At 66.6% G+C, this 12792-nt stretch carries 9 protein-coding genes; 4 read left to right on the top strand and 5 right to left on the bottom strand.

The features are described from left to right. The first annotated feature begins 29 nt into the window (after window positions 1-29). The 4 genes from IMX13_RS00045 (at window position 30) to IMX13_RS00030 (ending at window position 5901) form a co-directional block, all read left to right on the top strand. Complete coding sequence (locus tag IMX13_RS00045) at window positions 30-3200, top strand: multidrug efflux RND transporter permease subunit (protein ID WP_193395512.1); 3171 nt, start codon at window positions 30-32, stop codon at window positions 3198-3200. Window positions 3201-3264: 64 nt separating this feature from the next. Then, complete coding sequence (locus IMX13_RS00040; protein WP_193395511.1) at window positions 3265-4002, top strand: SDR family oxidoreductase; 738 nt, start codon at window positions 3265-3267, stop codon at window positions 4000-4002. Further along, on the top strand, window positions 3996-5417 hold the full coding sequence (locus tag IMX13_RS00035; RefSeq protein WP_065174973.1) for an efflux transporter outer membrane subunit: 1422 nt from the start codon (window positions 3996-3998) through the stop codon (window positions 5415-5417). Before IMX13_RS00040 ends, IMX13_RS00035 begins: the two co-directional genes overlap by 7 nt. A 220-nt stretch (window positions 5418-5637) precedes the next feature. Further along, window positions 5638-5901 (top strand): hypothetical protein, encoded by a 264-nt coding sequence (locus IMX13_RS00030; protein ID WP_053517461.1) that lies wholly within the window; start codon window positions 5638-5640, stop codon window positions 5899-5901. A gap of 18 nt (window positions 5902-5919) precedes the next feature. On the opposite strand, the gene IMX13_RS00025 is transcribed toward IMX13_RS00030, so the two are convergent. The 5 genes from IMX13_RS00025 to IMX13_RS00005 form a co-directional block, all read right to left on the bottom strand. After that, on the bottom strand, window positions 5920-6774 hold the full coding sequence (locus IMX13_RS00025; protein WP_065181299.1) for an endonuclease/exonuclease/phosphatase family protein: 855 nt from the start codon (window positions 6772-6774) through the stop codon (window positions 5920-5922). 109 nt (window positions 6775-6883) lie between these two features. Then, window positions 6884-7588 carry a PA1136 family autoinducer-binding transcriptional regulator gene (locus IMX13_RS00020; protein ID WP_193395510.1) on the bottom strand — a complete coding sequence of 235 codons (705 nt, stop codon included), beginning with the start codon at window positions 7586-7588 and terminating at the stop codon, window positions 6884-6886. 5 nt (window positions 7589-7593) lie between these two features. Beyond that, the gene (gene hchA, locus IMX13_RS00015) at window positions 7594-8466 is read right to left on the bottom strand and encodes a glyoxalase III HchA (protein ID WP_065175070.1); all 873 of its coding nucleotides are present in this window, start codon (window positions 8464-8466) and stop codon (window positions 7594-7596) included. 125 nt (window positions 8467-8591) lie between these two features. Continuing rightward, window positions 8592-10601 (bottom strand): alpha/beta fold hydrolase, encoded by a 2010-nt coding sequence (locus tag IMX13_RS00010; protein WP_193395509.1) that lies wholly within the window; start codon window positions 10599-10601, stop codon window positions 8592-8594. 288 nt (window positions 10602-10889) lie between these two features. Next, a complete protein-coding gene (locus IMX13_RS00005; protein ID WP_227255201.1) occupies window positions 10890-12389 on the bottom strand; it encodes a S8 family serine peptidase in 1500 nt (499 codons plus the stop codon). Window positions 12390-12792 lie beyond the last annotated feature (403 nt).

The raw sequence follows: 12792 nt of genomic DNA, 5'->3' as shown, positions 1-12792 counted from the left end.
CGCCGGCGGCATTTCCCAGGAATTCCTCCATGGACTTTTCCCGTTTCTTCATCGACAGGCCGATCTTCGCGGCGGTACTGTCGATCGTGATCTTCGCCGCAGGCCTGATCACGATTCCGATCCTGCCGATCAGCGAGTACCCGGAAGTGGTGCCGCCGTCGGTGGTCGTGCGCACGGTCTATCCGGGCGCCAATCCCAAGGTCATCGCCGAAACCGTCGCCACGCCGCTTGAAGAGGCGATCAACGGCGTCGAGGGCATGATGTACCTCAAGTCGGTCGCCGGTTCCGACGGCGTGCTGCAGATGACCGTCACCTTCCGCCCGGGCACTGATCCGGACGCGGCGGCGGTGAAGGTGCAGAACCGTGTGGCGCAGGCGCAGGCACGCCTGCCCGAGGACGTACGCCGGCAGGGCGTGACCACGCAGAAGCAGTCGCCCACCTTCCTGATGGTCGTGCATCTGACGTCGCCCAATGGCAAGTACGACACCCTGTACCTGCGCAACTACGCCCGCCTGCACGTCAAGGACGCGCTGGCACGCATTCCCGGCGTGGGCGACGCGCAGATCTTCGGTGGTGGTGACTACGCCATGCGCGCATGGCTGGACCCGGACAAGGTTGCTTCGCGCGGCCTGACGGCCAGCGACGTGGTGCGTGCCATGCGTGAGCAGAACGTGCAGGTCTCTGCGGGTCAGCTCGGCGCCGAGCCGCTGCCGAACAGCCAGTTCCTGACCCTGATCAATGCCCAGGGCCGCCTGCGCAGCGAGCAGGAGTTCGGCGACATCGTGCTCAAGAGCGGTGTCGACGGCGAGATCGTGCGCCTGTCCGACGTTGCCCGCCTGGAACTGGGCGCTGGCGACTACACCCTGCGCTCGCAGCTCGACGGCAAGAATGCGGTGGGTATCGGCATCTTCCAGTCGCCCGGTGCGAATGCACTGGAGATTCGCGACAACGTCATCGCCACGATGGACGAGATGCAGAAGACCATGCCCGCCGACGTGAAGTACGAAGCGGTGTACGACACCACCATCTTCGTGCGTGATTCGATCAAGGCGGTGGTCTCGACCCTGCTTGAAGCGATCGCCCTGGTGGTGCTGGTGGTGATCCTGTTCCTGCAGACCTGGCGCGCGTCGATCATTCCGCTGATCGCGGTTCCGGTGTCGGTGGTCGGTACCTTCGCAGCGCTGTACGTACTGGGCTTCTCGATCAACACGCTGAGCCTGTTCGGCCTGGTGCTGGCGATCGGCATCGTGGTCGACGACGCGATCGTGGTGGTGGAGAACGTTGAACGCAACATCGAAGAAGGTCTGTCGCCGACCGCAGCCGCCCACCAGGCCATGCGTGAGGTGTCCGGCCCGATCGTTGCGATCGCACTGGTGCTGTGCGCGGTGTTCGTGCCGATGGCGTTCCTGTCGGGCGTCACCGGTCAGTTCTACAAGCAGTTCGCTGTCACCATCGCCATTTCCACGGTGATCTCGGCGATCAACTCGCTGACCCTGTCGCCGGCCCTGGCCGCCCGCCTGCTGAAGGCCCATGGCGCTCCGAAGGATGGCCCGAGCCGTCTGATCGATCGCCTGTTCGGCTGGGTGTTCCGCCCGTTCAACCGCTTCTTCAAGTCCAGCTCGGAGAAGTACGAGCGCGGCGTGGCGCGCATCCTTGGCCGCCGCGGCGCTGTGTTCGTGGTCTACGCGATCCTGCTGGTCGGTACCGGTGTGATCTTCAAGCTGGTGCCGCCGGGCTTCATCCCGACCCAGGACAAGCTGTACCTGATCGCGGGCGTGAAGCTGCCGGAAGGTTCGTCGATCGCACGTACCGATGAAATGCTGCGCAAGGTCGCCAAGATCGCCCAGGAAACCGACGGCGTGGCGCATACCATTTCGTTCCCGGGCCTGAACGCGCTGCAGTTCACCAACACCCCGAACACCGGTGTGGCGTTCATTCCGCTCAAGCCGTTCAACGAGCGTCATGGCCGGACCGCGGCGGAGATCAACGCCGAGATCAACCAGAAGATCGCAGGCCTGCAGGAGGGCTTCGCGTTCGCGATGATGCCGCCGCCGATCCTGGGCCTGGGCAACGGCAATGGCTACCAGATGTTCATCGAGGACCGCGGCAACCTGGGCTACGGCGCGCTGCAGAATGCCGTGCAGGCGATGCAGGGGACCGTTGCACAGACTCCGGGCATGGCCTTCCCGATCAGCAGCTACCAGGCCAACGTGCCGCAGCTGGATGCGGAAGTGGACCGTGTGAAAGCGAAGGCGCAGGGCGTGCAGCTGACCGAGCTGTTCGACACGCTGCAGACCTACCTGGGTTCGGCGTACGTCAACGACTTCAACCAGTTCGGCCGCACCTGGCAGGTGATCGCCCAGGCGGACGGCCCGTTCCGTGAGAGCGTCGAGGACATCGCCAAGCTGCGCACCCGCAACGACCGCGGCGAGATGGTGCCGATCGGTTCGATGGTGACCATCAAGCAGACGTTCGGCCCGGACCCGGTGCTGCGTTTCAACGGCTATCCGGCAGCGGACCTGGCCGGCGAGGCCGACCCGCGCCTGCTGTCCTCGGCGGAAGCGATGAACAAGTTGACCGAGATCGCCGGGCAGGTGCTGCCGGTCGGCATGGCCACCGAATGGACCGACCTGAGCTACCAGCAGGCCACCCAGGGCAAGGCCGCGTTCATCGTGTTCCCCGTGGCGATCATGCTGGCCTTCCTCGTGCTGGCCGCGCTGTACGAGAGCTGGTCGCTGCCGCTGGCGGTGATCCTGATCGTGCCGATGACCCTGCTGTCGGCTCTGTTCGGCGTATGGCTGACCGGCGGCGACAACAACGTGTTCGTGCAGGTGGGCCTGGTGGTGCTGATGGGCCTGGCATGCAAGAACGCGATCCTGATCGTCGAGTTCGCCCGTGAGCTGGAGATGGGCGGCAAGGGCATCGTCGAGGCCGCGCTGGAAGCCTGCCGCCTGCGCCTGCGCCCGATCGTGATGACCTCCATCGCGTTCATCGCCGGCACCGTGCCGCTGGTGCTTTCGCACGGTGCGGGTGCCGAGGTGCGCTCGGTGACCGGTATCACGGTGTTCGCCGGCATGCTGGGCGTCACCCTGTTCGGCCTGTTCCTGACCCCGGTGTTCTACGTCGCCCTGCGCAAGTTCGTCACCCGCAACGGCGGTGGCCAGCTGGTGCAGCACGGCGAGCCCACCATTCATCACTGATACGGAACCCCGTCGCCGCCGGTCGATGATCGGCGGCGGCTTCTCCCTCCAAAGGCATGAATCCATGAACACCCATCAGAACAAGATCGCGCTGGTTACCGGCGCTACCCGTGGCATCGGTGCCGAGACCGTGCGCCAGCTGGCGAAGGAAGGCGTGCACACGCTGCTGGCCGGCCGCAAGCGTGAGACGGCGGTGGAGCAGGCACTGAAGCTGCAGGCGGAAGGCCTGCCGGTGGAAGCGCTGCAGCTGGACGTTACCGATGCTGCGAGCATCGCCGACGCGGTCGAGCAGGTGCGCCAGCGTCACGGCCGGCTGGACATCCTGGTCAACAACGCCGGCATCATGATCGAGAACCCGGCACAGGCACCGTCGGAGCAGTCGCTGGATACGTGGCGTCGCACCTTCGACACCAATGTGTATGCACTGGTGGCGGTGACCCAGGCGTTCCTGCCGCTGCTGAAGCAGGCCAAGGCCGGGCGCATCGTCAACGTGTCCAGCATCCTCGGTTCGCAGACCCTGCATGCCGACCCGGGTTCGGTCATCTATGACTTCAAGATTCCGGCCTACAACGCCTCCAAGGCGGCGGTGAACAGCTGGACGCTGGCCCTGGCGCACGAGCTCCGCAGCTCGCCGATCAAGGTGAATACCGTGCACCCGGGCTACGTCAAGACCGACATGAATGGTGGCCACGGCGAGATCGAGATCGCCGAAGGTGCGCGTTCCAGCGTGCAGATGGCGCTGATCGGCCCTGAAGGCCCGAGTGGCAGCTTCACCTATCTGGGCGAGGTGCTGCCATGGTGATCCGCACCCTGGCGGTGGCCGTTTCCAGCCTCGTGCTGGCCGGCTGTGTCACCGTCGGTCCCAATTACAAGGCGCCCCAGCAGGAGCCTGTCGTCCTGCAGGGCGCGGAGCAGCCGGTGTTCAGCACCACATCGCCCGTTGCCAGCTGGTGGGCGCAGTTCGATGACCCGGTGCTGGAAGAGCTGGTGCACGGCGCACTGTCGAGCAATCTTGACCTGCGCGTGGCCGTGGCGCGTGTCAGCCAGGCGCGGGCGGTGTTCGTCGAAAGCCGCTTCGACCAGGCACCGCACGTGACCGCAGGCGGCAGTTACGACCGCCGCAAGCAACCCGATCCGCAGCTGGGTGGGCAGCGGGTGTTCAGTGAAAGCTACCAGCTCGGGTTCGATGCGGGCTGGGAGCTGGATCTGTTCGGCCGCAAGCGCCGTGCTGCCGAAGCGGCACGCGCCGATCTGGGGGCCGAGCAGGCCAACCTGGCCGATGCGCAGGTACTGGTTGCCGCCGAAGTGGCACGCAACTACTTCGAGCTGCGCGGCACGCAGAAGCGCATCGCCGTGGCCCAGCACACACTGGTCAATCTGCGTGATACGCAGAAGCTGACCGAGGCGCGCTGGGAACTGGGTGCCGGCAGCGAGCTGGATGTGCAGAGCAGCCGTGCCCGGCTGAAGGCGATCGAGGCCGATATTCCCCTGCTGGAAGTGGCCGAGACGCAGTCCCGCAATCGCCTGGCGGTGCTGCTGGGCCAGCGCCCGGAAGTACTGGCCGACATGCTCGCGCCGCATGAGGTGCCGGCGTTCGCCAAGCCGTTGCCGCTGGGCGATACCCGCGAGCTGCTGCGCCAGCGTGCCGACGTGCGTGCGGCCGAGCGGCGGCTGGCAGCCGCCACGGCACGGGTGGGGGTGGCAACGGCCGATCTGTTCCCGCGGTTGTCGCTTTCCGGTTTCGTCGGCTTCCTCGGCGGCGACGCCAATGGCCTGGTCAACGGCAGCAACAAGGCCTGGTCGCTGACGCCGTCGTTGAGCTGGGCAGCCTTCGATTTCGGAACCGTGCGCGCACGTCTGCGTGCCAGCAAGGCCGAGGCCGAGGGCGTTGCCGCGCAGTACGAGCAGACGGTGCTGCTGGCACTGGAAGACACCGAGAACGCGCTGACACGCTACTCCAAGCAGCAGGCACGGCTGGCGATCGTGGTGGAGCAGGCGCAGGCCGCACGACGAGCCGAGTCGCTGGCGCAGATCCGCTATCGCGAGGGCTCGGAAGACTTCCTGACCCTGCTCGACGCGCAGCGCACCCAGCTGGCCGCCGATGATGCACTGGCGGCCGCCGAGGCGGAGGTCAACGTCAGCGTAGTCGGCGTATACAAGGCGCTGGGTGGTTGGGGCCAGTCCCCGCAGGCGCCGAGCGTGGCACAGGTGAATTGACCGGACGGGGACGGAGGCAGTGGCCTCCGTCCCCGTTTCCGGTCAGGGCCACCGATGGGCGGGCGCCTGCCGCCCTGCCATGCCGTCCTCCACACTTTGCGAACTCAGGCAGGGCAGCGCGGCGTGAGCCGTGGACACCGTCACATTCGTGACGCTTCTGACTCTCCCGGAAGCGCCTTCTGCCGTGTAACAAGTGGGGCGGGCCATCAGAGGACAGGCGATGACGGACGGCAAGCGGGATACCCAACGAATGTTGTTCGGCGATCCGGGACCACCCGGTGCAGGACTGTCCGTCGCGGTGGTCGTTCTGCTCGTGCTGGCGATGCTGGCCGCGGCCATCGGCTTCGTGCGGCTGCCGGACTCCATGCTGGGCCTGGGCCTGATCGGCGTGGCCGTGCTGCTGGCCATCGGCGCTCGCATCTGCCAGGCGCGCGATCAGCACCAGGCGCTGTATCGCCTGTTGGCGCGGCAGCCGCCGCGGTGAACGCGGCGGCAACCCGACTCAGGGCCGGGGCCAGTCCAGCTCGACCACCAGCGGGAAGTGATCCGAGGGCAGCACGCCGTCGATGCGACGGTCATCGGTCAGGAAGCTGCGCGCACGGAAGCCTCTCACCAGTACCCAGTCCAGCTGCGTGGTGGCCTTGCCGGTGAAATCATGGAAGGTCAGGCGCGGCCCCTGGGGAGACGCCACCTGGGTGCGTGCGTCCTGCAGAACGCGGGTGAGCGTCGCGTAGGTTCCGCCCCCGGGTTCACTGTTGAAGTCGCCCGTCAGCACCACCGGCAGATCCGGCGGCAGCGTCGCCACCCGCCTGCCGATCAGCTCGGCTCCCTTGACCCGGCGCGGTTCGTCTTCGTCGCGATAGGGCAGGTGGGTGTCCATGAAGTAGAAGCGGCGGCCATCGTCAAGGCGACGGAACAGGGCCCAGGTCACCATGCGCGGGTACAGGTTGCCCCAGGTGATGCTGCCGGCGACCTCCGGTGTATCGGACAGCCAGAAGTTGCCTGATTCCTCCACGGCCAGCACCCGCGTGTCGTAGAACACGCCCATGTGCTCATCGCCGCTGCCACCGCGCCGTCCTTCACCGAACCATGCGTAGCCGGGCAGGTGGCCGGCGAGATAGTCGGCCTGTTCCTGTACCAGCTCCTGGGTGCCGATGACGGCCGGGCGGGCATCCAGGATGACCTTGACCATCGCATCGCGGCGATCCGGCCAGCGCTTGCCTGGCGCGGTGTCGGCCGGGGTGCGGACATTGAAGGACATCACCTTCAGCGGCGCAGGGGCCGCCGCCCAGGCGATGGCGGGAAGAGCGAAGGCCAGCAGCGCACACAGCGCAGGGCGACGGAAACGCGACAGCATCGTGGAATCCCTCCATTCCATGTAAACGATTCCATGAAGGATGGCACGGATTGGCAGGGGAGGGTATGCCGGGATGGGTCATTGGCGTGGCGGCTGCACGGGGGCCCGCTCAGTCTTCGATCTCGCCGCGTCGCGCGGCCGCGCGCACGGCCTGCGCCGTCGTCGCAACGCCCAGGCGCTGGCGCGCGCGGCGCAGGTGGTTCTCCACGGTGCGCGCGGACAACCCCAGCGTGGCGGCGATCTCCGCCTGGCGCCGGCCGGCTGCGACCCAACGCAGAACCTCGCGTTCCCGCGTGCTCAGTTCGCCCAGGGGGCGTTCGGCCGGTGCTTCGGCCAGCCGGCGGGCGGCGCGGAATGCTGCTGTGCCGGCAGACTCCAGCAGCAGCCGGGCAGGCGCGGAAGCGTCGATGATCGTTCCGGCGAAACTGATCGCCCCTTCCAGCCCCGTGGTTCCGAACACGGGTACCTGCAGGCCATGCAGGCCGTCGCCGCGGGGGTGCCTGACCACCTGGTAGCGGGCCCCCCTTACGCCGTCGCGCTTGCTCCAGAAGAACGGGGCATCGCTGTCGAGCACGTGGCGGTTGACCGGGCAGGCATGCAGGTAGCGGGCAAGATCGGTCTCACGCCCTTCGCCCAGCCAGTCGCCCTCGATCCAGTACACGCGGTGTGCGCCGCGTTCCACCCCGCTGCCGGCCGCAAACACCAGCACGCGATCGTAGCCGAGGGGCGCGGCGATCGAGCGAAGCAGCGCGCCGATCTCGGCGATCGAACGCGCCTGCTCCAGTTCCAGCAGCATCGGCACCAGCGCGGCCACGGTGTTCAGCGACCTGCCAGCGCGTCCAGCAGGGTGCGTGCGGCCAACTGGCCGAGTGCATTGCCGGCCAACGGACTATCGCCTGTCAGCAGCAGGCGATCCTGCAGCACGCTGCCGTCAATACCCTCGTTGACGATCTGCACGCCCTGCTGCGCGAGCTTTTCACCGAAGAACCACGGCAGTTGCCCGGGCATGTAGCCGATGTCCGGCGTCTGCCGGTCCATCGCATCGGGGAAGGCGCAGATGCGGTAGCCACGGAACAGCGAATCACCGCCCGCTTCATCGATCCCGGCAGCCAACAGCGCTGCAGGGCCGTGGCAGAGCGTGATGATGTAGCGCTGCTGTGCCATCGCCCAGTGCAGCGCCTTGCTGACCGCGCGGCTCTCCGGCAGACCGATCAGTGCACCATGCCCGCCCGGAATGAAGATGGCTGCATAGTCCGACGCCGCGTCCAGCGAGGCCACGATGTCATCCAGCACCTTCGGCTGGCGGAACCGCGCCTGGTAACGTTCGTACAGACCGCCGATGTCGCGGTCCTCGCCGGGGAACGCCCACCATTCGAACTTCACGGCGTTGCCGGACAGGGTTGCCACATCGAAGTCGAAGCCGGCCTTGTCCAGGTGATACATCGGCAGCAGCGTTTCGACCGGGTGATTGCCGGTGGAGAACAGGTGGCCGTTGGCGGTCGGCAGGTAGCGCTCATCGGCGCCGATCATCAGTATCTTCCAGCGGCCATCCCGGCGTGCGTCGGCATAGTCCGCGCCGGACAGATTGCTGGTGGGTGACGTGAACTGCGAGAGCGACCAGGGCGAGGGAAAGAAGGCATCGCGCTCGGCCGGATCGGGACGGGGTTGGCGGCTGAGGTCCTGGGTGTTCATGTGGCTGGCCTGCTGTCGGGGAGGTGCGGCCAGCATAGGAGGCACTGTGCGTACGTGCGATGAGGGATTTCCCGCAACGCCTGACCCGCCGTCTCCGCCGGTGGCGGAACGGCGATCAGCCTGCGCTATTCATCGCGCCGGTCGTGTGCCTGCATGTCTTCATGCAGGATGCGCCTGAGCTCGACGATGGCGGGCGTGGCTTCCTGCACGCTGTGACCGGACACGATCACCTTCTCCGATTCGGCGCCCGGCAGGTGCGAACTCCAGTAGGGCACCAGTCCGTCGCTGGTCTGCTCCAGCGGTCCATCGGCCTTGGCGCGCGCGATGATGGAGTGGTAGCGCACGCTCGGGGACATCGGCAGATCGGCGACGGCCTTGACGAAGGGGTCATCCTTGTCGAGATTCTGGATGCTGTTCATCTGGTAGCCGTGCTTGCCGTCGTCGCGGTCGACGTGGCCGTCGTTGGCGATCGTCGCCACGTCCTCCAGCACGGTCAGTGGCAGCCGCACCAGACGGCCGATCCAGCGCCCGAGGCGGGTGCCGGCGACGTCGGTGCCGCGATGCGGTGTGGCAATGAATACCACCCGTGAGATCTCCGGTTCCGGCTTGAACGTGAGCACCGGCGCGCCGCGGGTGCGCAGCAGCTCGCGCTGTGCCGGCGTCATCTGCGCGGTTGCCAGCAGGGTCTCGACCAGATGGTCGCCGGACGAAGACACCATCAGCCGCGAGATCACTCCGCCCATGCTGTGCCCGACCAGCACCATGTCATGCGAGGCCGCGGCCTTTCCGGTGGGATCGAAGTGCTGCAGCACATCGGCCAGCATGTGGCGGATCGCATCGTGGCTCATCGCGATGGGCATGTTGGTCGGGTAGTAGAACTGCCACACCTGGAAGTCCCGGCGGATCTCATCGTCGCGCATCAGCTCGTTGGCGACGTTGACCCATGCCTCCGGGCTGCTTGCCAGGCCGTGGATCATCAACAGCACGCGGCGCTTCGGGTCGTAGGGCTGCATCATGTACAGATGCGGCGTATCGATGCCGCCCTTGCTCCCGAACAGCGAGCGCAGCGATTGCCGGCTGAAGTTGGAGCGTGCGAGCCACAGCGCGTAGCCTGCCGTGAAGTTGGCCGCCAGTGGCACCTGCTGGCCATGCAGGGTGACTTCCGAAACCTGGTAGGGATCGTGGATCTCCACCTCCGGCTCGTCGTCGTGCAGCACTTCCCACAGGTTGTTGCCGGAGAACCTCAGCAGCACCGACATCGAGGGTGAAGGCATTTCGCTCCAGCTGCGCTGTACCGGCGCAGCGGCGCTGGCCGCGGCAGCAGCCGTGTCCACGTCGCTGCCGGGATCATCCATCACCGCCACCAGCTCGGCGCCGAAGCCATCCCGGCGATGCACGCTGCGCAGGGTGCCGGTGAACGAGAGCGCTGCGGCGGGAACCAGCTCCCTCGGCGTACGCTCGTCCAATGGCGAGCCGTCGTCCGATGGCGCCAGCACAAAGGTCCATCGTCCCAGCTGGAAGCGGCTGGTGTCGCTGTGCACCCGGCCGGTGGCGTAGGCCTCGAACAGCTGCACGGAGGCTTCCTGCACGGCCAGGTTGTAGTAGTCCCGCACCTGCGTCTGGCGATCCTCGAAACCCCGCTGGTTGGCGGTGCGCTCGGTGAAGAACAGATAGGCGTAAGCCTGCCTCGCAACCTGCATCCACGCATCCAGACGCGGCTGGAAGCCGGCGTCCAGTTCGGTGACCACGGCCTTGGCGCGGCCTTCGGCGGAGTACTCGCGCTTGGGGGCGGGCAGGGTCAATGCGTACTGCAGCCAGAGTTCGGCCAGGGCCGAGCGCTTGTCTTCCTCGCGCACGACGATGCTGGCCTCCATGGCATCGATGCAGGGCGGACCGGGCTTGGCGCAGACACCCTCGTCCAGACCGGCCACGCGCAGGGTTTCCAGGGTGGCCGAGCTGAGCTTGCCGGTGGTGAGGATGTCACCGCGCTTGAGCGCGATGTACTGGCCGGGGGTGACCGAGGCGACCTGCACCGAGGGCCCGAACTGGCGCAGGGTGCCGCAGCCGCTCAGCGCCAGCAGCAGGGTGAAGACGAGAGCCGTGCGGCCGACGATGCCCATTCCCGTGGTTGCCATACGATCCTCCTGCGCGGTCGCGCCACTCTAGCGGGAGGCATGTCAAGGCGGAAGCGGCGTGCGCCGGTTCCCTCAGCAGCCGGTCGTCAATCGTCCAGATCGCTGTTGCGGATTGCCAGGACCGCCGCAGCAATACATGCCAGGACACCGAGCAGGAAGCCGATGGCCATACCGTCGAACCAGTTCATGGGTTTCGTGCCGGGAATGTGGGAGAAGATGGCCTGTTGTGGATCTGACCGGCGGGCAACGCATGGCGCAGCGGCTGTGGCGGGCCGCTGCGCCCGGGCCTCAGTTGCTGGCCTCCCTGACAGCTTCTGCGGCGTCGATGATGCCCGGACCGCAACCGCCCGGGCAGTTGGCCGCCGCGATCGGATGGGCGGTGCGGCGCAGGATGTCCTTGACCTGGCTGGTGGTCTTCGGCACCGGTGCCACCGCCTGCATCAGCGCGACGACGCCGGCCACGTGCGGTGCCGCCATCGAGGTGCCGGACATGAAGTCAAAGGCATTGTTGCCCACCGTGGACAGAACGCCCTGCGCCGGATGCTGGCGGGTCGGTGCGCAGTTGGTCGAGTTCGGCGGTGTGGCCAGGGGCAGGAACTCGCCCACCGAGGCGCGGCACGACCACGTCTCGCCACCGGGCGCGGTGATATGGATGCCTGCACCGTAGTTGGAGTAGAACGCGCGGCGCCCGCCCTGGTCGTTCGCGGCTACCGCGATCACGCCGTTGCAGTTCGCCGGTGCGAACTCGGACACATCGAGGTTGCTGTTGCCCGCCGCGACCACCACGAGGGTGCCGGTGGCCGTGATGTCGTCGATCGCATCCTGCTCGGCCGGCGAGCAGGGCCGACGGCCGCCCAGGCTGAGATTGATGACCTCGGCCGGGTTGGCATTGGCGGGAACACCCGGCACAGCGATGCCAGCGCTCCAGAGCATGCCGTCGATGATGTCATCCGAGCCGCCATTGCCCTGGTTGCCCAGCACGCGTACCGGTACAACCTTCGCGTTGTAGGCCACGCCGGCCACGCCGATCTGGTTGTTGGTTACCGCCGCGACGGTTCCCGCAACGTGGGTGCCGTGCGCGATGCCCGAGGCATCGAAGGCATCCGCATCGCGGCCATCGCCATCGTCGGAACCGCCACAACCGGGATTCAGCCCGCCCAGGATGCACTGCAGATTGCTGAACGGCCGGGTGGAGGAAATCATGTCGTAACCTGGCAGCAGGTTCGGCTGCAGGTCGTTGTTGTCGAGATAGCCCGAATCGATCACCGCCACCACGACCCCTTGGCCGGTGGAGCGATCCCATGCCGCCGGCACGCGTGCGCCACTGACGGGATTGCTGTAGTGCCACTGTTCGGCGTAACGCGGATCGTTGGGCGTGGCGAACGCACTCATCATGAAGTTCGGCTGCACGTATTCGACGTCCGGGTCGTCGGCGATGCGCTGCATCAGGATCTCGGCCTCCGGACGATCCAGTGCCTTGTCTGTCCTGATCACATCGGCGCCGCCACCCATGCGGCGCTGATGCGCCACCGCCGCAGCCTGCGCCGCACCCACCGAGCGCTTGCTGCGCTGCTGCACGCCCAGGCGCTGTTTCAGCGCATCCTGGGCGGTGTCGGCAGAGACGCGTTTGCGGCTGCCATCGCGGTACTTGACGATGAAACTGCTGTACTGCTGGTTGTTGTCCATGCCCCGTGTCCACACCCGTTCGGTGGATTGGGCGAAGGCAGGGGCACTGGCCAGGACCAGGGTGATGGCACTGGCAAGGGAAACCCGAAGCGACGTACGCATGAATACAGTTCCTTTGTGAAAGGTGCGATGAGCCGGTCGTGCCTTGGGGGCTCGACTCGAGATGAAGGGGGTATTTCCGCGCGGTCTCCTTTCTGATGGCGACCTTGAACGAACGGCTTCGCAGACCGTTCTCCCCCAGTGCGGGGGTAGGAAATTTCTGAACTGATTTACCGATGTCGAGATCGACACGCGCGGCGAGCGGTGTATACCGCAGGCAATAAAAAAGCCCGGAGATCCCCTTCTGGCGGGAATGTCCGGGCTTCTCCGGTCCTTGAAGGACCGCTCGTTGGTGGAGGTGGGCCCTACCGCAATGTGAACGTAAGTTGTTGATGGTGAAGGTGGTTGGTGCTGGTGTCCGAAACCGATACCCCCAGCAATACCCCCACTCTATGCAGCCTTGGCG

This window comes from Stenotrophomonas sp. B2 (assembly GCF_014947095.1).
Classification (GTDB): domain Bacteria; phylum Pseudomonadota; class Gammaproteobacteria; order Xanthomonadales; family Xanthomonadaceae; genus Stenotrophomonas; species Stenotrophomonas maltophilia_P.
Note: the sequence above shows the minus strand (reverse complement) of the source record. Positions and strands in the feature narration are given on the sequence as shown.